The sequence below is a fragment of the Comamonas testosteroni genome (assembly GCF_000761245.1).
Lineage (GTDB): Bacteria > Pseudomonadota > Gammaproteobacteria > Burkholderiales > Burkholderiaceae_C > Comamonas > Comamonas testosteroni_C.
Genome location: NZ_AWOR01000001.1, coordinates 818,287 through 841,441, shown reverse-complemented (window position 1 = coordinate 841,441; position 23,155 = coordinate 818,287). Strand labels below are relative to the sequence as shown.

The following is a 23,155-nucleotide window of genomic DNA, read 5'->3' as shown; positions in this document are numbered from 1 at the left end:
CGGCTTGCCGGCTCCCTGCTACCCAAAGCCCCGATCTGTTTCAGGTCGGGGCTTTTTCGTATGCACTCCAGGTCAGCAAGCCTTTGCTTTCGGCCAAACACACCAAAAGACACATAACAACGGAGACAGACATGAATCCCCCCCACGCGAACAATACCCTGACACGCCGCCACTGGCTAAGCTACTCCGCTGCCTTGCTGTCTACACCTTTTGCAGCCATCGCCAATCCGCCCCAGCGCCTTGGCACGCAGCTGCGTATCGTGATCCCCGCCAACCCCGGCGGCGGCTGGGACCAGACCGGCCGCGCCCTGGGTGCAGCGCTGAGCAGCAGCGGCACCGTGGACAAGGTCATTTATGAAAACATCGGCGGCAAGGGCGGCACCATAGGCCTGGCCGAGTACACCAAACGCTATGGCAGCGACCCCAACAGCCTGCTGATCGGCGGCATGGTCATGGTCGGCGCTCTGGCGCTGAACAAGAAGTCGGCAGAGCTGCTTCAGGTGCAGCCCCTGGCGCGCCTGACCAGCGACTATCTGGTGGTGGCCGTGCCCACCGACTCGCCGATTGCCAGCCCCAGGGCACTGGCCAAGGCCATGCGCGAGAACCTACCGGCACTGACCATTGCCGGAGGCTCTGCAGGCGGTGTGGACCACATGTACGCGGGCATGCTGGCCCGCCTGGCAAAGGCCAATGCGGAGCAACTGCAATACAAACCCTTTGCCGGCGGTAACGATGTGCTCCAGGCCCTGCTGCAAAAGCAGGTGCAGGTGGGAATCTCGGGTTACAGCGAGTTCAGAGAAGCCTTGCAGGCGGGCAAGCTGCGCGCCCTCGGTGTTTCCTCGCGGCGCACCATGTTCGGTATCGCCTCCATGCGCGAGCAGGGTCTGGATGCTGAAATGTCCAACTGGCGCGCCGTCTTTACAGGCAGAAATCTGCCTGCAGAGCGCAGCCAGCAACTACTGGCTGCTATCGACTATGCAAGCAATCAGGACAACTGGAAACAAGCCCTGGTCGGCAATAATTGGAGCTCCTCTTGGCAAACCGGCAAGGCCCTGCAGGAATTTCTGGAGGTCGAGGCCTCGACTGCCCAGCTGATGACCTATCTGCTCAAGCTCAAGAGCTGAGCCTCGTTGCGAGATAGCCGCATGAACCTGGTCGACCACACCGCTTCCCCCTCCCGCCTCTGCGTTGCCGTCATGGGCGCTGGCTCGGTGGGCTGCTACTTTGGCGCTTTGCTGGCACGCGCCGGCCACCCGGTCACGCTGATCGGTAGAGCATCGCATATGCAGGCCATCAGCCAGCACGGTCTGCGACTGCAGACCGCAACAGAAGATCTGCACCTTCCCGTCGCCACCAGCACCGAGCCCAGTGCCGTGGCGGGCGCCGATGTGGTGCTGCTCTGCGTGAAATCCACCGACACCGAAGCAGCCGCCGCACAGATCAAACCCCACCTGGCTGCACATACCCAGGTACTGAGCTTGCAGAACGGCGTGGACAACGACCAGCGCCTGCGCCAGGTGTTGGGTCAGCAGCCGGTGGCAGCTGCCGTGGTCTATGTGGCCACCGCCATGGCAGGCCCGGGCCATGTACGCCACTTTGGCCGGGGCGAGCTGGTCATCGCGCCTTGTCTGCAAGGCGAGGCGATCGCGGGCCAGTTCAGCGCCGCCGGCATTCCCACGCTGGTCTCGGATGGTGTGCTGGCCGCACTATGGCAAAAACTCGTCATCAACTGCGTGTACAACGCACTCTCCGCCCTCACCCAGCAGCCCTATGGCTGGCTGGTCGCGCAGCAGGGCATACCCGCCGTGATGCAAGACATTGCAGCGGAATGCAAGGCCGTGGCTCTGGCCGACGGCGTGCAGCTGCCGGCCTCCGTGGACGAGGCTGTAGCAGCCATAGCGCGCACCATGCCCCGGCAGCTGTCTTCCACGGCCCAGGATCTGGCGCGCGGCAAGCCCACGGAAATTGACCATCTCAACGGCTATGTGGTGCGACGCGGTCAGGCGCTGGGCATTGCCACGCCGACCAACCGTCTGCTGCAGGTGCTGGTGCAACTCAAGCAAATACCGGCACAAAAGCAGGAACTATGATTTCCATAGCGGCTTGCTCTGACAAATCAATGGCTAGAGTCAATTTTTACACCCAGAAACACCTAAGCCAGTACTAACACTTCCGGCATAGCTCGCCAACCTGACCCGAAGGCTGCTTCAGCCCTGCCCTTATTGCTACAAACCCTGAAGCAAGCGAGTCTTCTCCCTGATTCGTGGCTGACCCGCAACACTTGCGTGCTGTTTGTGGCCTTTATCACTTCAAGGCGTTGCAGTCGAAGATTTGAAGCTACTAAACTTGTAGCAAAATAAATTAACCGCTATAGTCCATTGGACATGGCACTGAAAGCGCCTAGTGCGCCCAGCTCGACAACATCATTGCGCAAGGAGAAGCGTCCATGAGCTCCAAGGAAAACGCCGCCATCAACCAGCTGTTCGAGAAGCTCGAATGCCGCTATGCGCTGCGCGTGCTGTGGGCTTTGCGGGATGGTCATCCCCAGACCTTCCGACTGCTGCAAGACAGCGTGGGCGGCATCACTCCCAACACCTTGAACACCCGTATCAAGGAACTGCGTGAGTGCGGTCTGCTCGAGCATGGCAGCGATGGCTACACCGTCACCCTGACCGGGCAGGATCTGCTCAAGCGCCTGTCCGATGTACAAGCCTTTGCCAACCGCTGGGTTGCAGCACGCGCCAAGAAGTAGACCTTGGCGCTGTTGCGGCCAGGGACCTGGCGGCAAGCGCGAACAACTATCATCCAAGGGCCCCAAGCGTGCTTGGCTGGCCCTTTTTTCCATCGCCTTTTTCTGCTTTGCGCTGAAAGGAAATCCATCATGGCATTCAACACTACAGCCTCCGGCCTGCAATACGAAGACACCGTCGTAGGCGAAGGCGCCGAAGCCAAAGCCGGTCAGAGCGTGACCGTGCACTACACAGGCTGGCTCTACAACAACGGCGTTCAAGGCGCCAAGTTCGACTCCAGCAAGGACCGCAACGATCCTTTCGTCTTTTCCCTGGGCGCCGGCATGGTCATCAAGGGCTGGGACGAAGGCGTGCAGGGCATGAAGGTGGGAGGCCAGCGCACGCTGCTGATCCCCGCTGCCCTGGGCTATGGTGCGCGCGGCGCCGGTGGCGTGATCCCCCCCAACGCCACGCTGAAGTTTGACGTGGAATTGCTGGCTGTCTAAAAAACAGGCTGGTTCATAAAAAAAAGCGGCTCTCCGAAGCCGCTTTTTTCTTTTCTATGCAAGAGGCTCGGCACAGAGGGTGCCTATGTCTCATCCACCTCAAACAGCACCCTGTGCAACGACGTATAGGCCTTGTCACCCGCAGCATCTCGTATGCGTGGAGCCAGCGCAGCCAGTTGCTCATAACCCATGGCCGCCTCCACCGCCAGATTCAGCCTGAAGCCCTTGAGCCCCAGAGCCCCCGTGATGGACACCGCTATCGGATAGGCTCTCTGGTAGCGCCTTTGGGTGCTGGCAGGGTCGACCTCAGCAGGTGCCAACGATGCCGAACTGCTCTTTGAGAGCGAAGATGCATGGGCCTGCGCTGCTGCATCAGCCACGACGGATGACTCTCTTGTAGCCAGCCAGCCCTTGCCGACCAGCGCCAGAATATCGTCCTTGTGCACTCCCAGCGCCGAGGTTGCCTCCAGCACCTGCATGAGGCTGCGACGACCGTCAAACAGCAAAAAGGCCGAGCGCAGCCTCTGGCTCAGATCGGAATGGCGCTCCTTGAAGGCCTGCTGGCCCTCGGGTGTTTTGACTAGATACATCGACCCCGCCCTCTGTGCATTGAATTGCTTTCCGCCCTGCAGGGTGGCAGCTATGGCTGCAGCTGAAAAGCGGGTTTTCCTGCAAGCCAGGTTCGCGCATGCTCCAGATCAACTCACGGCAAATATCCAGCAGAAAACTGCCTCGAAGCCGACCCAAAAAATCGCTGAAGGCCATCCAATCAAGAGTTTTTCAAACTCTCGCCCGCCGCTGCTCCCACCAGCTCACGAGCAATGTGGTGGCCAGGCCCACCGGCACACCGAACACTCCGGCCGAGATGGGCTGAATACCCCACCAGAGAGCCTCGCCGCGCAGTGCCGAGGGCAGCACGCCCTGCAGCCCCGGCACATGAGAGAGCATGTAGTACACCGTCACGGCCAGACCCAGCAGCATGCCGGCCACCGCACCACGGCGCGTGGTGCCGCGCCAGAAGATGCCCAGCACCATGGCCGGCACAAAAGCCGAGCCCGCCAAGGAGAAGGAGGCCGAGACCATGGGAAGAATGTCCGAAGAGCGCCGCGCCGCCACAAATGCCGCCGACAGGGCCACCAGCAGCAGTGCGAATTTGGAAAGAATCACGCGCTGTTCGGGCGAGACACGTCGCTTGCGCGTATCGAGGCGCTGCCGCTCCTGAAAATAGAGATCCCGCACCAAGGCATTGCTGATGGTCAGCAGCAGGCCGTCGGCCGTGGACAGGGCCGCCGCCAGCCCGCCAGCAGCCACCAGTCCGGAGAGCACATAAGGCATGCCGCCGAGTTCTGGAGTGGCCAGCATGATGAGGTCGGCGCCCATGCGGATCTCGGCAAACTGCAAAATGCCATCGCCGTTGATATCCTCCACCGACAGCAGCGAGGCGTCCACCCTTGACCACTGCGCTATCCAGTTCGGCAAGGCATCGAAATGCGTGCCCACGAGATTGCTCATGACCTCGTACTTCACCAGCACGGCCAAGGCCGGTGCGCCAAGATACAGCAGGCCGATAAAGAACAGCGACCAGGCCACCGAGGTACGCGCCGCCGACACTGAGGGAACCGTGAAATAACGCGTGAGCAAGTGCGGCAGCCCGGCAGTGCCGACCATCAAGCAAAACATCAGCGCCAGAAAATTGCGCCGGCTTTCCTCATAGGCCTGCTGCTCGGCCGGAGAGCCATGCGGATCCCCCGCGAAAGGCTGGCTTTGCAGCGGCATGCCGCCCAGCGGCTTGGCCCGCTCATAGGCCTCGTGCAGCTCGCGGCTCCAGAGCTCGCGTGCCGCCACCTCGTCCTTGGGCATGGCGGCCAGCTCCCGGCTGGCGGTCATGATGGCACCGATATTGCCGCTGCTGGTGCGCAGCTCGCGGATATGCTCGCTCAGTGCCTGGCGTTCAGCCGCCAGCACATTGGGCACATCGCGCAGCTTGGCCTGCAGCACCTGAGCGCGGGTGCGGTAGGCCTCCAGCACAGACTGCTCAGCCTCTGAGGACAGCAACTGCTGCTCCATGGCACCAATCTTGCCCAGTTGCTGGCTATAGGCCAGCTGCGCCCAGGGGTTGCCCAGCTGTTTGTAGGCCAGCCAGGAAACCGGCAGCATGAAGGCCAGCAAGATGACCACATATTGCGCCACCTGGGTCCAGGTGATCGCCCGCATTCCACCCAGGAACGAGCACAGCAGCACGCCGCCCAGCCCCAGCATGATGCCGATCTCGAACTGAACACCGGTCAGCCGCGCGGCAATCAGGCCCACACCATAGATCTGCGCCACCACATAGGTGAAGGAACAGGTGATGGCCGCCAGCGCAGCAATGATGCGCGGCCAGCGCCCGCCATAGCGCGCCTGAAAGAAATCCGGCACGGTATAGAGATTCATGGCCCGCAGATAGGGGGCAATCAGCATGCCGACCAGGCAAAACCCGCCCGTCCACCCCAGGACATAGGCCAGTCCGCCAGGCTGTGTGCCGGTTCCCGAAAAGCCTTGCAGATAAAGCGCACCGGAGAGGCTGATGAACGAGGCTGCGCTCATCCAGTCGGCAGCGGCCGCCATGCCGTTGTAGAAAGGCGGAATGCGCCGGCCGGCGACGAAATACTCCTCGGCATCGCTGGTGCGCGAATACACGCCGATGGCCGCGTACACCATCACTGTGGAGAACAGAAAGATGGGCCCTATCCAGTGCCGCGCGAGCCCGCGCTCCTCGGCCCAGAGCATGGCCAGCAAAAAGCCCGCTGTGCCCAGCACATAGAGAAAAAGAATGCGATGCAGCCGCCAGTGGTAGGCACGGCTCAGAACAGGCCGCTCAGGCATGAAGATCGGAAGCGGCACAGGAGGCATCGTGAGCCTCAGCCGCTTTGCGCGCCTCGTCACGCGCCTGTTGGCGTTCGAAATAATCCATGGCCACACAATAGACCACGATGATGAGCAGGAACATCAGGACTGCCCCTTGGGCCGCCATCCAGTAGGCCACGGGCCAGTCGGGCACCAGCTCCTGGATATCCCGCGCAAAGTAGCAGATGCCAAATGAAAATACCACCCAGACCGTCAGCAGCAAGGCCTTCAGTCTCAGGTGGTAGGTATCGTGCAGATCCGGCGGGAAGGTGACTTCCACCGGATTGCCCAAAGCATCGAATGCCTGTCGCGGAGCATCCGACACAGCATCGTCATGCACGGGCGCGTGATGCGTCTGCATGCCGATGCGCAAGGCTTATTCAGCCAGCTTCTGCCAGGTGGAGACCACGCTGTCAGGGTTCAGGGAGATGGACGAGATGCCTTCGTCGGCCAGCCACTTGGCAAAGTCGGGGTGGTCCGAAGGGCCTTGGCCGCAGATGCCCACATACTTGTTCTGATCGCGGCAGGCCTTGATGGCATGAGCCAGCAGCTTCTTGACAGCGGGGTCGCGCTCGTCGAAATCGGCGGCCAGCAGCTCCAGACCGGAGTCGCGGTCCAGACCCAGGGTCAGCTGGGTCAGGTCGTTGGAGCCTACGGAGAAACCGTCGAAGTATTCGAGGAACTCTTCGGCCAGCACGGCGTTGGAGGGCACTTCACACATCATGATCAGCTGCAGGCCGTTTTCACCACGCTTGAGGCCGTTCTCGGCCAGCAGCTCGGTCACGCGCTTGGCCTGGCCCAGGGTACGCACGAAGGGGATCATGATCTTGACGTTGGTCAAGCCCATATCCTCGCGCACACGGAGCAGGGCCTCGCACTCCATCTTGAAGGCTTCACCGAACTCGGCCGAGATGTAGCGAGCGGCACCGCGGAAGCCCAGCATGGGGTTCTCTTCCTCGGGCTCGTAACGGCTGCCGCCGATCAGCTTGCGGTATTCGTTGGACTTGAAGTCGGACATGCGCACGATCACGGGCTTGGGCCAGAAAGCGGCGGCAATCGTTGCCACGCCTTCGGTCACCTTGTCCACGTAGAACGCGCGGGGAGAAGCATGGCCGCGGGCCACGGACTCGACAGCCTTCTTCAGATCGGCGTCAACGGCGGGGTAGTCCAGGATGGCCTTGGGGTGCACGCCGATATTGTTGTTGATGATGAATTCCAGGCGGGCCAGACCCACGCCCTCATTGGGCAGCTGGGCAAAGTCGAAAGCCAGCTGGGGATTGCCCACGTTCATCATGATCTTGGTGGAGATGCTGGGCATCTCGCCACGCTTGACCTCGGTCACTTCGGTTTCCAGCAGACCGTCATAGATTCTGCCGGTGTCGCCTTCCGCGCAGGACACGGTAACCAGGGTTTCGGCCTTGAGCAGATCGGTGGCATTGCCGCAGCCCACGACGGCAGGGATACCCAGCTCGCGAGCAATGATGGCTGCGTGGCAGGTACGACCACCGCGGTTGGTGACGATGGCCGAAGCCTTCTTCATGACGGGCTCCCAGTTGGGGTCGGTCATGTCGGTCACCAGCACGTCGCCGGCCTGCACCTGATCCATCTGCGAGATGTCGGACACCAGGCGCACGGGGCCGGTACCGATCTTCTGGCCGATGGCGCGGCCTTCGGCCAGCACGGTGCCCGTGCCCTTGAGCTTGTAGCGCAGCTCGGCCTGGCCCTTGGCCTGGCTCTTCACGGTTTCGGGGCGCGCCTGCAGGATGTAGAGCTGGCCGTCGGTGCCGTCCTTGCCCCATTCGATATCCATGGGGCGGCCGTAATGCTGCTCGATCACCAGAGCGTAATGCGCCAGTTGCTGCACTTCCTCGTCGGTCAGCGAATAGCGGTTGCGCAGCTCATGGGCCACATCCACGGTCTTGACCAGCTTGCCGTCGGCAGCCTTTTCCTCGGGCGTGGCAAAGATCATCTGGATCAGCTTGGAGCCCAGATTGCGGCGGATCAGCGCCTTGTTGCCAGCCTTGAGCATGGGCTTGTGCACATAGAACTCGTCGGGGTTCACGGCGCCCTGCACCACGGTCTCGCCCAGGCCGTAGCTGGAGGTGATGAAGACCACTTCCTCGAAACCGGATTCGGTGTCGATGGTGAACATCACGCCGGCAGCGCCCTTGTCGGAGCGCACCATGCGCTGCACGCCGGCGGACAGTGCCACCACATCGTGCTCGAAGCCCTTGTGCACGCGGTAGGAGATGGCGCGGTCGTTGTACAGCGACGCGAACACTTCCTTCATCTTGTGCAGCACGTCTTCGATGCCCACCACGTTCAGGAAGGTTTCCTGCTGGCCGGCAAACGATGCATCAGGCAGGTCTTCTGCCGTGGCGGAAGAGCGCACGGCAAACGATGCCTCGGCATTGCCGCCTTGCAGGCGGACAAATTCCTCGCGGATGGCCTGCTCCAGATCGGCAGGGAAAGGCTGGCTCTCCACCATGGCGCGGATTTCCGCGCCCACAGCGGCCAGAGCACGGACATCGTCCACGTCCAGAGCGGCCAGCTTGGCAGAGATCTTGCCAGCCAGACCTTCAAAGGCCAGGAACTCGCGGAATGCATGAGCCGTGGTGGCAAAGCCGGTGGGCACGCGCACGCCCTGGGGCAGCTGCGAGATCATTTCGCCGAGCGAAGCGTTCTTGCCGCCTACGGACTCGACATCAGACATTCTCAGTTTTTCAAACGGAACGACCAGAGCGGTCGCTTCGAACAGTTGAGACATGGGAAGCTCCAAAGTTAAAAACCGGTACGCAGGCGGCGCTGGGCTGAATGGCCAGGGCACGCGAACCCATGCTGCTTGAGTGCAGTGCTTTGCTGTTCTGGATGTCGACCGTCAACGAGCATGGGCTTGAATTTGGGAATAATGGGCGCCATTGTAGGCTGAGCCGGCGAGCGTCGCGTGGCTCAAACCAGATTCAGAGTCCGGGACATGGCATTGCTTGCACAGGTCCCACCTAATAACTGCGCGCACCATGCATACCCATACAATTTTTGTCATTTCTGACGGCACAGGCATCACGGCCGAGACCTTTGGCACGGCCATCATGGCCCAGTTCGAGAGCAAGCCGAGGCTGATTCGCATCCCCTTTGTGGACTCGATGGACAAGATTCATCAGGCCGTGCGCCAGATCAACCATGTGGCCGAGGTGGAGAAAAGAAAGCCCATCATTTTCACCACCCTGGTCAATCAGGAGATGCTGGAATTCCTTGAAGCCAACTGCAAGGGCAAGCTGTTCGACATGTTCGGCACCTTTGTGCGCCCGCTGGAGGTGGAACTGGGCCAGAAGTCGCTGCATCGCGTGGGCCGCTTTGCCGACATCAGCGAGAGCAAGGAATATCTGGAGCGCATGGAGGCCATCAATTACACGCTGGCCCATGACGACGGCCAGACCCATGCCGACCTGAGCGGCGCCGACGTGATCCTGGTGGGCGTCAGCCGCTCGGGCAAGACGCCAACCAGTCTGTACCTGGCCATGCAGTTCGGCCTCAAGGTGGCCAACTACCCGCTGATCCCCGAGGACTTCGAGCGCAAGCAGTTGCCGCCCGCGCTGGAGCCCTACCGCAAAAAGCTGTTTGGCCTGACGATTCAGCCCGAGCGCCTGTCCAGCATCCGCAACGAACGCCGCCCCGACTCCAAGTACGCCAGCCTGCCCAACTGCCGCTACGAGGTGGCCGAGGCCGAAGCCATGATGCGCAGAAGCGGCATCGAGTGGCTGTCCAGCACCACCAAGTCGATCGAAGAGATTGCCACCACCATCTTGCAGGAAGTGCTGCCGCAGCATCTGGGACATTAAGCCTTCCCCTGAGCGGCTTCGCCGCTTCCCCAAGGGGACTCAGCCCTCGCTGCGAGGCGGCTCTTGCCCGGCCGCCCTTGCCCTTACTCAGCCCGCGCCTTTAGCCCGCGCCGGCGCCAAGAACTACGGGGAATGCAGGCGCCACGCATTGGCCTTGCTCAACGCAGGACGGACTGCTGCGGCAGCACCTGCAGCAGATAGTCCACCAGGGCGCGGACCTTGGCCGGCACATATTTACGGTCCTTGAAGCAGGCGAAGAAATCCAGCGGAGCATCCTCGAACTGCAACTGTCCCTTGCGCGCCGGCTTGAGCGCCAGCGGCACCAGCCGCCCCCTGCGCAGCTCCTCATGGACGATGAAGCGGCCGGCCCAGGCGATGCCGCCACCGGCAGCGGCGAACTCCACCAGGGCATCGATATCGCTGCCGATGGCCGCAATCTTCTGCTGCGGATCGGTGCGCTGGCCATCGCGCAAGAAGGGCCAGCGCATGAGTCTGCCGTCGCGCTCGCGCCGGTACAGCAAGCAGGCATGCTCGAGCAGCTCTTGTGCCGTCTGCGGTCGGCCGTGCTGCTGCAGGTACTGGGGCGAGGCACAGAGAATGCGCGGCACCGAGGCCAGCAGCCGCACCGACATGCCGGGCTCCAGCACATCGCGGTAGCGCACGCTGATGTCCACATCTTCCTTGAGCACGTCCACATGCCGGTCCGTGATCAACAGCTCCAGCTCCAGCCGCGGATGCAGCGCGGTAAACGCCGGCAGCAGCGGCGCCAGCACATGGCGGCCGAAGGCTGCCATGCAGGCAATGCGCAAGCGGCCTTGCAGCTCTCCATGAATCAGCGAGAGATCGGACTGGGCTTTTTCGAGCTCGTCGAGCACCGGAGCGACGCGCGCCAGATAACGCTCGCCGGCCTCGGTCAAGGCCATGGACCGGGTGGTGCGGGTGATCAGGCGCGTGCCCAGCTCGCGCTCCAGCCGCGCGATGTTCTGGCTGGCTGCAGCGGGCGAAATGCCCAGCTGGCGCGCGGCCGAAGCGATGGAGCCGCCCTCCAGCGCTTTGACAAAGGTTTCTATGGCTCGCAGATTCGGCATGACTGCGAATGTATCCCCAATTGCATTCGAAAGTTTTGCTTATGAGTGCAACAAGTCCCGGGCCTCTACCGAAGCCCGCAGATCATGCCTACAGTTCAGCCCTGTTTCCCATCCATGCATTCGGCCCGAACCGCTGGCAGACCCACTCCCGCCGTGACGACGCGCAATGCATTTCCCCAATCGCTTTCATGAATTCCTCCACCAGCTCTTCCCCATCCAGACTTTCGACGCTGAAGCTGCACCGGCGCTACACGCCATTTGTCTTTGCGTTTTTCATGGCCGGCATCATGGCCTTCCTGATGTGCTGCACCATTGTGGCGGCCAATACCGGCTTTGACAGCGGCTATGTCCAGCGCGTGTTCAGCGCCTATGCGCTGGCCATGCCGGTGGCGTTCTTCTGCGTGATGATGGTGCGCCCGCTGGTGCTCAAGCTGGTCGCACTGACCGTGCATACACATTGACTGCCAGTGACAGCCAGTGACAGCCAGTGACAGCCAGGTCATTAGCTATTGAATCTGAAGCAGCCTGCGCATGACTGGCTTCAGAATTCAATGCAATACACTGAAATTTCAAGCAGATAAAGCGGTATCCGCTACAAAAATATATTGCAGCGCACCGTCGCTGCTGCGCACCGGATCGCACTGCATGCCCCAGACCTGGCGCACCAGCGCAGGCTGAAGCACATCCAGCACCGCACCGTGATGCACTCCGGCATCGCCGCCCAGCACCAGCACATCGTCGGCATAGCGCAGCGCCAGGTTCAGATCATGGATCACTGCCACCACTCCTGCGCCCTGCTGCCCGGCCCATTGGCGCAGCAGGCGCATGGCATGGTGCTGATGGGCCAGATCCAAAGCGGCGGTGGGCTCGTCCAGCAGCAGCCAGCGCGCCGCGCCGTCGGCGGGCTGCTGCCAGATCTGTGCCAGTGCCCTGGCCAGATGGGTGCGCGCCCGCTCCCCGCCCGACAGCGTGTTGATGCTGCGCTGCGCCAGATGATCGACCCCGGTCAGCGCCATGGCCTGCGCCGGAATCTGCGCTTCCCCGGTGCCGGGCTGGTGACGATGCGGATAACGCCCCAGCTCCACCACCTCCTGGGCCGTGAAGTCAAAGGCCACGCTGCAGTCCTGGGGCATGACGGAGCGCCGGCGTGCTAGGCCCTCCATCGCATGCCCGGACAGCTCCAGCCCGTCGAGCAGAACCTGGCCCGACTGCGGCGCGCGCTCGCCCACCAGCATGGACATCAGCGTGGACTTGCCGGCGCCATTGGGGCCGAGGATGGCGGTAAAGCGCCCGGCTGCAATCCGCACATCCACCGTCGCCAGGCGCGGCCCCTTGGCCACGCCGACGCCCAGATTGCGGCATTCGAGGCTGGACAGCCTGTGGTGCGCACTCATACCTTGCTCCTGAACTGGCGCAGCATGGCCAGAAACAGCGGCACGCCGATAAACGCGGTGAGCACGCCCAGCGGCAGCTCGGCCGGCTTGACGATGGTGCGCGCCACGGCATCGGCGCTGACCACCAGCGCCGCGCCCAGCAGGGCCGATCCCGGCAGCACCACGCGATGATCAGGCCCTGCCATCAGCCGCACCCAGTGCGGTGCGACCAGACCGATGAAGCCGATGATGCCCGTGGTCGCGGTCACGGCGCCCACGGCCAGCGCAGCCACCATCACGGCGCGGCGCTTGGTTTTCTCCACCGCTACACCCAGCAGATTGGCCTGTGCCTCGCCAAGAGCGATCGCATTCAGCGGCCTGGCCAGCGCCAGCGCCGCCGCCGCGCTGATGGCCACGGCCGCCGACACCAGGGCTACCGCGCTCCAGCGCGAGGCGCCCAGGCTGCCCAGCAGCCACATCTGCAGATTGCGCAGTTGCTCGTCCGTCGAAACAAAGCTCAGAAAGCCCAGTCCGGCACCGGCCAGCGCATTGATGGCAATGCCGGCCAGCAGCATCAGGCCGATGCGGGTCGTGCCCTGGACCTGGCCCAGCACATAGACTACGGCAGTCACGGCAAGGCCACCGCCAAAGGCCATGGCCACCAGGGCCCAGCTGCCCAGATGACGCGGCAGCCAGGGCAGATATAGGCCGCCCAGCACGATGGTGATGCCGGCAGCCAGGGCCGCGCCGCTGCTGACGCCAATCAGCCCGGGGTCGGCCAGCGGATTGCGAAACAGCCCCTGCATCAATGCGCCGGCCAGCCCCAGTCCCGCACCCGCAGCCACGCCCATGAGCAGGCGCGGCAGGCGGATATTGAGAAAGACCAGATGCTCGGGGCCGCTGTCCACAACACCGCCAAAAAGACTGCGAAGCCCGTCCCAGACAATCCCTGGCAACTGCCCCGGTGCAATGGCATAGGCCCCGCTGGCACTTCCCCACACCATGGCCAGTAACACCAGAGCCCCACCCAGCAGCAGGGCTGCGCTGCGGCTGAGCCGTCCGGCAGGAGTGCGCCAGCGCGATGCGACAGGCAGCTCGACTGCTGGCTTTGGCACCACGCTCCCCATGCTTGCGCTCATGCTCAGGCCACCCACTGCAAAGCGCGCATATGCAGCGCCTGCACAGCGCTGGGCAGGCGCGGACCAAAGCCCAGCAGGTGGCTGGCTTCCAGCGTCACCAGTGCCTTCTTGGCGTAGGCGGGTGTCAGTGCCAGCTCGGGCCGCGTCCAGAAGGCGGCCTCGCCGCCCAGCGCTTCAATGCCCTGGGTGGTGTTGATGATGACCTCGGGCGCGGCGCTGGCCATGGCCTCGGCGGTCAGGGGCTTGTAGCCGTCGAACTGGTCGATGACATTGACACAGCCCGCGTACCGGATCAGCGCATTGGCTGCCGTGCCCTTGCCCGCCACCTGCGGACTGCCGCTGTGCGAGAGCACAAACAGCACGCGCGGCTTGCGCTGGGCCTTGGCCACCTGGGCCTGCACGCTGCTCCACTGCGCATCGAGCTGGGCCAGCAACTTGTCTGCCTCGGCCAGGCTGCCGGTTTCGCGGCCCACGACCTTGACCTTTTCCTGCACCTCGGCCCAGTTGTGCTTGGCCGCAACCAGCGATACACGCACGCCTGCCTGGCGGATCTGATCAAGCACCACGGGCGGGCCGGCCTCGGTGGTTGCGATCACCGCATCGGGCTTGAGCGAGAGCAGGCCTTCGGCCGAGAGCTGGCGCACATAGCCGACCTTGGCGGTTTTTTGTGCCGCCTCGGGAAACAGGCTGGTGGTGTCCGTTCCCACCAGCAGGCCCTGGGCATTGAGCAGATAGACCACCTCGGTCAATGCACCGCTGAGAGACACCAGCCGTTTCGCTCCAGGTGCGGCAGCGGCGGTCTGCGCCAGGGCCGGCAGGGCCGTGCCCGCCACGGTCGCACCCAGCCACTGCAGGCCCTGGCGCCGGGAAATGCTGGCCGTGCTCATGCAGCCTCCGCCACGGCCGCCTTGCGCGGCAGGCCGGTCACCAGATCGCGCCAGCCTTGCAGCTCGGGCTGGCCGGGCTTGCGCTCGCCGAAGAACATGGCCATGTTGTTGCCTTCGGCATCAAAGGCCTCGACCGAGGTCACCACGCCATCGCTGGTGGGTTTTTGCACCACCCAGACATTGGCGATCAGGTCGGTGCGCAGATGCAGGTTGAAACCCTTGTCCAGCACATTGATCCAGCGCACGCCGTCCTTGCCGTCCATGGGCTGGATATTGCTCACGGGTCCGGTGTGGATCTGGATGCAGCCGCTGCTGCCCACAAACACCATGATGGAGACACCGTCCACCGCCGCATCGCCCAGCAGCTGCGCGACTGCGTCGGTGCCAAGGCGCTCGCAGTACTGAGGCACCAGACGGAAGGCCTGCTGGCGCTCGGCTCCGAACCTGCGCAGCATATCGAAGAACTCATGCGTGTCCTTCATATCGGTCCAGGCCTGACTCAGCGCGGGCACGTCGATCTCGGCGTCGGCCTTGACGGCAGGCTTGGCCGCAGGCTCGCGGAACACATAGCCTGCGGAGGGCTCGGCAAAGCGCTCGACCAGCGCATTCCAGGCCGCCATGTCCGTGGCCTCGCGCGCAAACACCTTGTGCACGGCACGGCCGGCGGCGTCATAGAACTGCAGGCTGCGCATGGCGGGGCGACCGCCGTTGGCGGACTCTTCGGTCACGGCAAAGCCGGCATGCCAGTGCATGAAGAACAGGCGCAGATCGATCTCGCGGCTCAGCGCCAGACCGACCGGACCCTGGGCCGAGACGTTCTGGTAGATGCCGTCCTTTTCATGCACGGTGGATTCGTTGCGCGTGAGCGCCATCACGGTGCCGCAGGCTTCCAGGGCTTTAAGAATGTCCAGCCATTCGGCGCGCAGCGGCAAAGCCTTGAGCGTGCGTTCATGCTCGCCGCCATGGGCCGCGATGACCGCGCCTTCGCTCAGTTGCAGCGCCTCGGCCGCATCTTTGGCACGCAGGCCTTGCTCGCGCTTTTGCGCGAATTGCTCACGGATTTGCACCGCGGTCATGGTCTGGATTTCAGGGGATGTGATGGCGTTCATTGCAGGGTCTCCGGGCTGTGATGCCAGTGTGGTTGTGGGTTGGAAAATTCGTCGTCAAAGCGGGAAGCCGAAGCCTGGGCTTCGGGCTCTTGTTCAGGCTGGGCCAGCACCTGGGCCACGATGGCCCAGCGCTGTCCCAGTCGCTGCAGAAAGTGACGCATGTCGTCGGAGCGCTCGCTGCCGTCCAGTCCTTCGGTCATGCGCACCAGCTGGTCCGCCACACGCTGGGCCATGGGCGCGCGGTGCGCCGCACAGCAGCCCTGGCTGAAACCGGTCATCAGCGCCAGCACCGTGGCCAGCTGGGCTTCGCCCTCGGTCAGCAGATATTCCTCATCGCGGCTGCCAGAGGCACTCTGGGCATTGGCGGTGTTCTCATAAACAGACATGGCACACTCCCGCATCTTTTGAGTCAAACAGATCTCAAGCGCTTATCAAACAAGCGCTTTCAGCTACAAAATCAGAAGTCCTGAACCAGGGACACGCGCACATTGCGGCCCGGCTGGGTATAGGCATCGGCAATCTGCGTCGTGCGGCTCAAGCCACGTACATCCGCCCAACGCGAATACTTTTTGTCGGTCAGGTTGTAGATGCCCACATTCAGACGCGTGCCTGGGCGGATACGCCATTGCGCACTCAAATCCAGTACCGTCGCGGATGGGCTGAGGAAGGGGCGGCCACTGGAAAGATCAGACGCATCCTTGTCTTTTTTTCCTGCCCAGTGCGAGGCGCTGAGCTGCACGCCCACATTCGAGCGGTCGTAGCGCACGCCCAGCACCAGTTGCTGCGGCGAAATGGTGTCCACCGGCTTGTTGGTGTTCTTGTCCGTACCCTTGGTGTAGCCATAGGCGGCATTGGTGCGCCAGTCGCCACCCGCAAACCTGCCCCAGTCGTAGTCGGCCTTGAGTTCGAACCCGCTGATATGCACGCGGTTCAAATTGATGGACTGGAACGTGGCCGGGTTGTTGCGATCACCGTATTCGCCCGCAACCTGCACCTGATCCTGGATGAAGTCCTTGTAGCGGCCCGTGAAGACTGCGGCATCGAGGCGCAGCGCACTCATGCGGCCACGCAGGCCCAGCTCGAAGGTATTGCTTTTTTCCGCCTTGAGATCGGGGTTGGGAATGCTCTTGTAGAACATGAACGGGTTCTCGAAGAAGGCATTGATCTGCCCTGCGTTCGGCGCCCGGAAACCGGCGGCATAGTTGCCGTAAACCGACCAGGCATCGTTCATCTGGAACATGGCGCCCAGCTTGGGGGAGACGGCGGAGTCCGAATTGCTGACCGCCGTGCCGCCAAAGCCCTGCTGCTTGGGCTTGATGCTGTAGTGCTCGGCCCGCAATCCGGGAGTCAGGCTGAAAGCACCATAGTGCAGCTCGGCCTGGGCAAACAGCGCGGTCGAGGTTTCCGTGGTGTCGGGGAAGCGCTTGAGCGGAAAGCTCTCGCCTGCCGGTGGCGTGATGCCGTTTTGCTCGTTGACCACCTTGCCGCGCAGATAGTCGACGCCATAGCTGAACTTGCCGCTAAGGCCATTTTCCCAGCGCAGCGTCTTGCCGGCCTGGGCGTGCAGCTGCAGCGCGTCTTCGTCATAGGTCACATCGCGCTCGCGATAGGCCAGCGGCGGGGTGCGGGTTTCGGTCACGAACTCGCGCGAGCGCGAGCTTTGATAGCTGGCCATCAGCTTGAGCTCGTCGGCCAGTGCCGTATCCAACTGCTGCCACTGCCCCTGCCAGGTAGCACGCCAGCGCTTCATGGTGGTCTCGGCCTGGGAGTCGGTGACGGTGGAGGTGCGAGCGCTCAGCAGGTCGTAGTCGGCACGCTTGTCCACGTTTTCCAGCGTGAAGACATGTTTTTGCACGGCCGAAGGCGTGTAGACCAGACGCCCCAGCAGCGAATGGCTCTTGTCCTTTTCGGGGTTGGGCGTGGTGCGCAGGGCACCCACCGCATTGTTGCTGCCCATGTTTTCCAGCGCGCTGGAGCGGCCTATGCCGGCCGACAGCAGCCAGCTCCATTCCGGGCTGGCACGGCCTGCCAGCGTCGCACCCACGCGCTTGCCGTTGTCCGAGCCGTCATAGCTGGCCGAGACGCGACCGCCGATGGTCTTGCCGTCCTTGAGCAGATCGTCGGGCTGCACGGTGATGAAGTTGACCAGGCCGCCCATGCCGTCCGAGCCATACAGCGCGGGCACGGCACCGCGCAGGATTTCCACGCGCTGCACCAGGCCCAGATCCAGATAGTCACGGCCAAAGGCATTGGCGCTGAAGGTATAGCTGCGCGGCAGGCGCACGCCATCGACCAGCATCAGCACGCGGTTGCCTTCCAGGCCACGGATATTGAAGCCGCTGTTCTGGTCACGCCCCGAGGGGGAGCCGGCCAGTGTGAAACGCGCCGGACTGCGCGGCACGGTCACATTGGGCAGCTTGGCTGCAAGCTCGCGGATGTCGCCGATCTGCTCCTCCTCCATCTGCTTGGCATCGATGACGTCCACCGTCATGGGCAGGCTGTCGGCGTCCTGCTCGTCGCGCGAGGCACTGATGACCACATCGCGCAGCACAGGCGTGCTGCGGTCGGCACGGGCCGCCGCGACCTGGACGGATTCGGAGGATTGTTGCTGGGCCTGGGCAGAGATGGCGGCGCAGGCCAGTGCGCAGGCCAGCGCCAGCGGACGGAGATTGGAGCGTGGCGCCAGCGTGGCGCGGGCGTGCAAAGCGGTGGCGGAAGCCATACCAGAAACCCTCTTTATTCATAGAAATGGACAAGAGCTGGCTTCTGATAGGTACGTCAATGGCCACAGGTCGAAACGTCAGAGGCTTCGCGGCCTGTAGCTGGCACGGCATTGGCTGGCTGAATGGCGCTCAGTATATGCGAATAATTCTCAACTGCAAATAACTTCGTTACAAGCCGGGAATTGCGTCCCGACGCAAGGCTGCGATGTCCCCAAACCCGGTGCGTTGAACGCCAAAGCCCCTGACGACCCCGGCGACAAGCCACCCTCTTTGCGGCCACTCAAAAGCAAAAAGGACTGCCTAAGCAGTCCTTTTTTGATAGCTACCATCGCTTACCTTGCAAGCGATTAAGGCCGTTCAGTTGCGGATCAGATGATCGAAGGCCGACAGCGCTGCAGTGGCACCGGCGCCGGCGGCGATCACGATCTGCTTGTAAGGCACCGTGGTGCAGTCACCGGCGGCGAACACCCCGGGCAGATTGGTCTGCCCCTTGGCATCCACAATGATTTCGCCGAACTTGCTCAGCTCCAGTGTGCCCTTGAGCCATTCGGTGTTCGGCACCAGGCCGATCTGCACAAACACACCTTCGAGCTCCACATGGTGCTCGGCACCGCTTGTACGGTCCTTGTAGCTCAGGCCGTTGACCTTGCCGTTGGCACCCGTGATCTCGGTGGTCTGGGCATTGGTGATCACCGTCACATTGGGCAGGCTGTGCAGCTTCTTGACCAGCACGGCATCGGCCTTGAGCTGATCGGCAAACTCCACCACCGTCACATGGGCCACCAGACCTGCCAGGTCGATCGCAGCTTCGATGCCGGAGTTGCCGCCGCCGATCACCGAGACGCGCTTGCCCTTGAACAGCGGACCGTCGCAGTGCGGGCAGTAGGCCACGCCCTTGTTCTTGTACTCGGCTTCGCCGGGCACGTTCACATTGCGCCAGCGCGCACCCGTGGACAGGATCACGGTCTTGGCCTTGAGCGAGCCGCCGTTGGCCAGCTGCACTTCCACCAGACCGCCGGGCTGCGCAGCGGGAATCAGCTTCTCGGCGCGCTGCAGGTTCATGATGTCCACGTCATAGGCGCGGGTGTGGGCTTCCAATGCAGCGGCGAACTTGGGTCCGTCGGTCTCCAGCACGGAGATGTAGTTCTCGATCGCCAGCGTGTCGTTGACCTGACCGCCAAAGCGCTCGGCCGCCACGCCGGTGCGAATGCCCTTGCGAGCCGCATACACGGCGGCTGCCGCGCCGGCGGGGCCGCCGCCGATGATCAGCACGTCAAAGGCCTCCTTGGCCGACAGCTTGGCTGCGTCACGCGAGGCGGCGCCGGTGTCCAGCTTGGCCACGATTTCCTCGATGGTCATGCGACCGGAGCCGAAAACGCTGCCGTTCATGAACACCATGGGCACGGCCATGATTTCGCGCTCAGTCACCTCCTTCTGGAAGGCGCCGCCTTCGATCACCGTAGTCTTGACCTTGGGGTTGAGAATGGCCATCAGCGACAGTGCCTGAACCACATCGGGGCAGTTGTGGCAGCTCAGGCTCATATAGACCTCGAAGTTGAAGTCGCCGTCCAGTGCCTTGATCTGATCGATCACGTCCTGCTCCACCTTGGGAGGGTGGCCGCCCGTCCACAGCAGGGCCAGCACCAGCGAGGTGAATTCATGGCCCAGGGGCAGACCCGCAAAGCGCAGCTGGGTGGCCGTGCCCTGACGCTGCAGCGTGAACGAGGGCTTGCGGGCATCGCTGCCGTCGGTACGCAGGGAGATCTTGTCGCTGCGCAGGGACTGGATGGTTTTGAGCAGATCGTGCATCTGTGCACTGGTCTCGCTGTCATCCAGAGAAGCCACCAGCTCAAACGGCTGCTGCACGCGTTCCAGGTAGGCGGCGAGTTGGGCTTTGAGTTGATCGTCAAGCATGGTGGATTCCTTTGAATTTAGAGTTGTTGATGCAATGCAGCAAAGTGCTTTTGAGGCCTTTGCCCGCCCATGAAAGCAAAAACTGGGCGAAAAAAAGCCGGACGGACGGGCAGCACTCGCCTGAACGTCGTCCGGCTTTCAGAGCGCTTGCACGCTCAGCCGATAGATATCAGGCTTAGATCTTGCCGACCAGATCCAGCGAAGGAGTGATCGTGCTGGCGCCTTCCTTCCACTTGGCGGGGCACACCTGGCCGGGGTTGGCGGCGGTGAACTGGGCAGCCTTGAGCTTGCGCAGGGTTTCGGACACGTCACGAGCGATTTCGTTGGAATGCACTTCCATGGTCTTGATCACGCCTTCGGGGTTGATCACGAAGGTACCGCGCAGAGCCAGGCCTTCTTCGGGGATGTGCACGCCAAAAGCGTTGGTCAGCTGGTGTGTGGGGTCGCCAACCAGAGGGAACTTGGCCTTGCCCACGGCGTCGGAAGTTTCGTGCCACACCTTGTGCGAGAAGTGGGTGTCGGTGGTCACGATATAGACCTCGGCACCGGCCTTCTGGAACTCGGCGTAGTTGTTGGCGGCGTCTTCGATTTCGGTGGGGCAGTTGAAGGTGAAGGCGGCGGGCATGAAGATCACCACAGACCACTTGCCCTTCAGGCTCTCTTCAGTCACGGTGATGAATTCACCCTTGCCGTTGCGGTTCACATAGGCTTCGGTCTTGAAAGGTTGAACTTGAGTGTTGATCAGAGACATTTGCTGTTTCCTTGTGGTTAGTGTTTGAAGACAGGATGAAGTTTAGAGCGGCTCACTTAATAAAACCAATCGATTGATTTCATTAAATTGATTTAAAAAACCTATCAAACCAGATTCCCGGCTTCTGAAGTCAAGCCGCAGCGCTGTGCAGCTCAGCTTTCTATTGTGGGCCGAAACCAGGTAGTTCCAGCCAATAGTCCTTCAATCGCGCTCATAGCTTTTGTTGTCATCACTGCGTCAAAGCTGGGCAGCGAATCCCAAAGCTAAACGAGAACGCGCATCAGATGCAGCCAATTCGGGCAGGCATGGGCTTTGTTTGATTTGCCTCATAAAGCATGGACAATCGACGCGAACAACAACTACCCGAGAAGGAGTCCCCCATGAAAGGTGATGCACAAGTCATTTCCTGGCTGCAAGCCCAGCTCAAGAACGAACTGACCGCCATCAACCAGTACTTCGTGCATTACCGCATGTACAAGCACTGGGGCTTCGACAAGCTGGCCAAGAAGGAATACGAGGAATCCATCGGCGAGATGAAGCATGCCGACGCGCTGATGGACCGTATCTTCATGCTCGACGGCCTGCCCAATCTGCAGGACCTGGGCAAGCTGCAGATCGGCGAGGACGTGCCGGAAGCCCTGGCCTGCGACCTGCGCCTGGAGCAGGCCGCACAGCAGACCATCAAGGACGGCATCGCGCACTGCGAATCCGTGCGCGACTATGTTTCGCGCGATCTGCTGCAGAAGATCCTGGACGACACCGAAGAGCACATCGACTTCCTCGAAACCCAGCTCGACCTGATCGACAAGGTCGGCACGCAGAACTATCTGCAGTCGCTGATGGGCGAGATCGAGTAAGTCCGGCTTCGCGTCGAAAAACAAAAGCGGCCTCAGGGCCGCTTTTGTTTTGAGCGCCGCCTGTCTCAGGTCGGCATCAGAAAGTCCCGGCTGATGCCCGAGCCCAGATCGTTGACGCGGTCGAGAAACTGCGTCAGATAGGCGTGCAGACCGGTGGTCAGGATCTCGTCGATGCGGCCGTACTGCAGATCGGCCAGCAGGCGCCCGGCCTTGCGCGTGGTTTCCTGCGAATGGTCGTTGGCCACCCGCTCCAGGTTCTTGACCACCTCATGCATGCTGGCCAGCAGCGAGCGCGGCATGTCGGCGCGCAGCATCAGCAGCTCGGCCACGCGTTCGGGCGTGATCACATCGCGGTAGACCTTGCGGTAGACCTCGAAGGCCGAGACGCTGCGCAGCAAGGCGCTCCAGTGATAGAAGTCGAAGTTCATCAGGGCGCGACCGCGCGGCATGCCGTGGTAGTCGCGCTCTATGGAATGGAACTTCACATCAAGCAAGCGCGCCGTGTTGTCAGCCCGCTCGACAAAAGTGCCCAGGCGCACAAAGTGCAGCGCCTCGTCCTTGAGCATGGTGCCCAGCGACACGCCGCGCCACAGGTGCGAGCGGTATTTGACCCATTCGAAGAACTGCGCCGGATCCTTCTTCCAGGCATCCTTGCCGAAGTGGCGCTGCAGCGCCAGCCAGGTCTGGTTCTGCGTTTCCCAGGACTCCGTGGTCAGCGCTCCGCGCACGGCACGCGCGTTCTCGCGCGCCGCCTTGAGGCAGGCAAAGATGGAGGACGGGTTGGCCTCGTCCGAGACCATGAACTGCAGCACGGATTCACGATCGACCACCGGAAACTGCGCCTTGAAGGCCGGGATCAGCTCGCTGATGGACAGCACGCTCTGCCAGCCACGATGGGCATCGTGGATGGCCTGCGGCAGCATGGCGGTTTCATAGGCCACGCTGAGCATGCGCGCGGTGTTCTCTGCCCGCTCGGTGTAGCGGGACATCCAGTACAAATGATCGGCGGTGCGGCTCAGCATAGGCCCTCCTTGGGCAGAGAACCCCGCACGCGCTGAACGCGCGCGCCGTATTCTGTTGAAAAAATGCCTGCAGCCTTTTTTTCTGCCCGCTCGGTGTAGCGGGACATCCAGTACAAATGATCGGCGGTGCGGCTCAGCATAGGCCCTCCTTGGACAGAGAACCCCGCACGCGCTGAACGCGCGCGCCGTATTCTGTTGAAAAAATGCCTGCAGCCTTTTTTTCTGCCCGCTCTGTGTAGCGGGACATCCAGTACAAATGATCGGCGGTGCGGCTCAGCATAGGCCCTCCTTGGGCAGAGAACCCCGCACGCGCTGAACGCGCGCGCCGTATT

Annotated in this window: 23 protein-coding genes; 7 read left to right on the top strand and 16 right to left on the bottom strand. The window is 62.4% G+C overall.

Features of this window, described 5'->3' with window-relative positions; all coding sequences use genetic code 11:
* The first annotated feature begins 131 nt into the window (after nucleotides 1-131).
* The 4 genes from P353_RS03795 (at nucleotide 132) to P353_RS03780 (ending at nucleotide 3,235) form a co-directional block, all read left to right on the top strand.
* On the top strand, nucleotides 132-1,124 hold the full coding sequence (locus P353_RS03795) for a Bug family tripartite tricarboxylate transporter substrate binding protein (RefSeq protein ID WP_034365306.1): 993 nt from the start codon (nucleotides 132-134) through the stop codon (nucleotides 1,122-1,124).
* A 21-nt stretch (nucleotides 1,125-1,145) separates the two neighbouring features.
* The gene (locus P353_RS03790) at nucleotides 1,146-2,090 is read left to right on the top strand and encodes a ketopantoate reductase family protein (protein ID WP_034365304.1); all 945 of its coding nucleotides are present in this window, start codon (nucleotides 1,146-1,148) and stop codon (nucleotides 2,088-2,090) included.
* A 356-nt stretch (nucleotides 2,091-2,446) separates the two neighbouring features.
* A complete protein-coding gene (locus P353_RS03785) occupies nucleotides 2,447-2,752 on the top strand; it encodes a winged helix-turn-helix transcriptional regulator (protein ID WP_003057624.1) in 306 nt (101 codons plus the stop codon).
* A gap of 129 nt (nucleotides 2,753-2,881) precedes the next feature.
* Entirely contained in the window at nucleotides 2,882-3,235 is a 354-nt protein-coding gene (locus P353_RS03780; RefSeq protein WP_034365302.1) for an FKBP-type peptidyl-prolyl cis-trans isomerase, read from the top strand.
* 83 nt (nucleotides 3,236-3,318) lie between these two features.
* On the opposite strand, the gene P353_RS03775 is transcribed toward P353_RS03780, so the two are convergent.
* The 4 genes from P353_RS03775 to ppsA all read right to left on the bottom strand — a co-directional run bounded on the left by P353_RS03775 (nucleotide 3,319) and on the right by ppsA (nucleotide 8,888).
* Nucleotides 3,319-3,825, bottom strand: a complete 507-nt coding sequence (locus P353_RS03775; RefSeq protein ID WP_034365301.1) for a hypothetical protein — start codon at nucleotides 3,823-3,825, stop codon at nucleotides 3,319-3,321.
* A gap of 190 nt (nucleotides 3,826-4,015) precedes the next feature.
* A complete protein-coding gene (locus tag P353_RS03770; protein WP_034365299.1) occupies nucleotides 4,016-6,100 on the bottom strand; it encodes a VC_2705 family sodium/solute symporter in 2,085 nt (694 codons plus the stop codon).
* Complete coding sequence (locus P353_RS03765) at nucleotides 6,093-6,482, bottom strand: DUF4212 domain-containing protein (protein WP_034365559.1); 390 nt, start codon at nucleotides 6,480-6,482, stop codon at nucleotides 6,093-6,095. The genes P353_RS03770 and P353_RS03765 overlap by 8 nt, the downstream gene beginning before the upstream one ends.
* A gap of 15 nt (nucleotides 6,483-6,497) precedes the next feature.
* Entirely contained in the window at nucleotides 6,498-8,888 is a 2,391-nt protein-coding gene (gene ppsA, locus P353_RS03760; RefSeq protein ID WP_034365296.1) for a phosphoenolpyruvate synthase, read from the bottom strand.
* 250 nt (nucleotides 8,889-9,138) lie between these two features.
* Here ppsA and ppsR point away from each other — a divergent pair, with 250 nt between their 5' ends.
* The gene (ppsR, locus tag P353_RS03755; RefSeq protein ID WP_003057637.1) at nucleotides 9,139-9,960 is read left to right on the top strand and encodes a pyruvate, water dikinase regulatory protein; all 822 of its coding nucleotides are present in this window, start codon (nucleotides 9,139-9,141) and stop codon (nucleotides 9,958-9,960) included.
* Nucleotides 9,961-10,118: 158 nt separating this feature from the next.
* On the opposite strand, the gene P353_RS03750 is transcribed toward ppsR, so the two are convergent.
* Complete coding sequence (locus P353_RS03750) at nucleotides 10,119-11,048, bottom strand: LysR family transcriptional regulator (RefSeq protein WP_034365294.1); 930 nt, start codon at nucleotides 11,046-11,048, stop codon at nucleotides 10,119-10,121.
* 188 nt (nucleotides 11,049-11,236) lie between these two features.
* Between P353_RS03750 and P353_RS03745 the strand changes: the two genes are divergently transcribed.
* Nucleotides 11,237-11,509, top strand: a complete 273-nt coding sequence (locus P353_RS03745; protein WP_034365291.1) for a DUF2798 domain-containing protein — start codon at nucleotides 11,237-11,239, stop codon at nucleotides 11,507-11,509.
* A gap of 108 nt (nucleotides 11,510-11,617) precedes the next feature.
* Here P353_RS03745 and P353_RS03740 read toward each other — a convergent pair whose 3' ends face one another.
* The 8 genes from P353_RS03740 to ahpC all read right to left on the bottom strand — a co-directional run bounded on the left by P353_RS03740 (nucleotide 11,618) and on the right by ahpC (nucleotide 20,944).
* Nucleotides 11,618-12,442 (bottom strand): heme ABC transporter ATP-binding protein, encoded by an 825-nt coding sequence (locus P353_RS03740; protein ID WP_034365289.1) that lies wholly within the window; start codon nucleotides 12,440-12,442, stop codon nucleotides 11,618-11,620.
* Nucleotides 12,439-13,548, bottom strand: a complete 1,110-nt coding sequence (locus P353_RS03735) for a FecCD family ABC transporter permease (RefSeq protein WP_034365556.1) — start codon at nucleotides 13,546-13,548, stop codon at nucleotides 12,439-12,441. Before P353_RS03735 ends, P353_RS03740 begins: the two co-directional genes overlap by 4 nt.
* A gap of 14 nt (nucleotides 13,549-13,562) precedes the next feature.
* Nucleotides 13,563-14,447 (bottom strand): heme/hemin ABC transporter substrate-binding protein, encoded by an 885-nt coding sequence (locus P353_RS03730; protein WP_034365286.1) that lies wholly within the window; start codon nucleotides 14,445-14,447, stop codon nucleotides 13,563-13,565.
* A complete protein-coding gene (locus tag P353_RS03725) occupies nucleotides 14,444-15,556 on the bottom strand; it encodes a hemin-degrading factor (protein ID WP_034365284.1) in 1,113 nt (370 codons plus the stop codon). The genes P353_RS03730 and P353_RS03725 overlap by 4 nt, the downstream gene beginning before the upstream one ends.
* Nucleotides 15,553-15,942, bottom strand: a complete 390-nt coding sequence (locus tag P353_RS03720) for a hypothetical protein (protein WP_034365282.1) — start codon at nucleotides 15,940-15,942, stop codon at nucleotides 15,553-15,555. The genes P353_RS03725 and P353_RS03720 overlap by 4 nt, the downstream gene beginning before the upstream one ends.
* A 71-nt stretch (nucleotides 15,943-16,013) precedes the next feature.
* Nucleotides 16,014-18,278: a TonB-dependent hemoglobin/transferrin/lactoferrin family receptor gene (locus tag P353_RS03715; RefSeq protein WP_034365278.1), complete on the bottom strand. Its 2,265-nt coding sequence runs from the start codon at nucleotides 18,276-18,278 to the stop codon at nucleotides 16,014-16,016.
* Nucleotides 18,279-18,636: 358 nt separating this feature from the next.
* Entirely contained in the window at nucleotides 18,637-20,193 is a 1,557-nt protein-coding gene (gene ahpF / locus P353_RS03710) for an alkyl hydroperoxide reductase subunit F (protein ID WP_034365276.1), read from the bottom strand.
* A 175-nt stretch (nucleotides 20,194-20,368) separates the two neighbouring features.
* Nucleotides 20,369-20,944 carry an alkyl hydroperoxide reductase subunit C gene (gene ahpC / locus P353_RS03705; RefSeq protein ID WP_003057651.1) on the bottom strand — a complete coding sequence of 192 codons (576 nt, stop codon included), beginning with the start codon at nucleotides 20,942-20,944 and terminating at the stop codon, nucleotides 20,369-20,371.
* A gap of 380 nt (nucleotides 20,945-21,324) precedes the next feature.
* Between ahpC and bfr the strand changes: the two genes are divergently transcribed.
* Nucleotides 21,325-21,801 carry a bacterioferritin gene (gene bfr / locus P353_RS03700; RefSeq protein ID WP_003057652.1) on the top strand — a complete coding sequence of 159 codons (477 nt, stop codon included), beginning with the start codon at nucleotides 21,325-21,327 and terminating at the stop codon, nucleotides 21,799-21,801.
* 65 nt (nucleotides 21,802-21,866) lie between these two features.
* Here the strand turns inward: bfr and P353_RS03695 are convergent, their stop codons facing one another.
* From P353_RS03695 to P353_RS27725, 3 genes are read right to left on the bottom strand one after another with little or no spacing between them, the layout of a single operon-like run.
* Nucleotides 21,867-22,823 (bottom strand): alpha-E domain-containing protein, encoded by a 957-nt coding sequence (locus tag P353_RS03695; RefSeq protein ID WP_003057653.1) that lies wholly within the window; start codon nucleotides 22,821-22,823, stop codon nucleotides 21,867-21,869.
* Nucleotides 22,817-22,963 carry an alpha-E domain-containing protein gene (locus P353_RS27730; RefSeq protein ID WP_080750411.1) on the bottom strand — a complete coding sequence of 49 codons (147 nt, stop codon included), beginning with the start codon at nucleotides 22,961-22,963 and terminating at the stop codon, nucleotides 22,817-22,819. The genes P353_RS03695 and P353_RS27730 overlap by 7 nt, the downstream gene beginning before the upstream one ends.
* Entirely contained in the window at nucleotides 22,957-23,103 is a 147-nt protein-coding gene (locus P353_RS27725) for an alpha-E domain-containing protein (protein ID WP_080750412.1), read from the bottom strand. The genes P353_RS27730 and P353_RS27725 overlap by 7 nt, the downstream gene beginning before the upstream one ends.
* Between the last annotated feature and the right edge of the window lie 52 nt (nucleotides 23,104-23,155).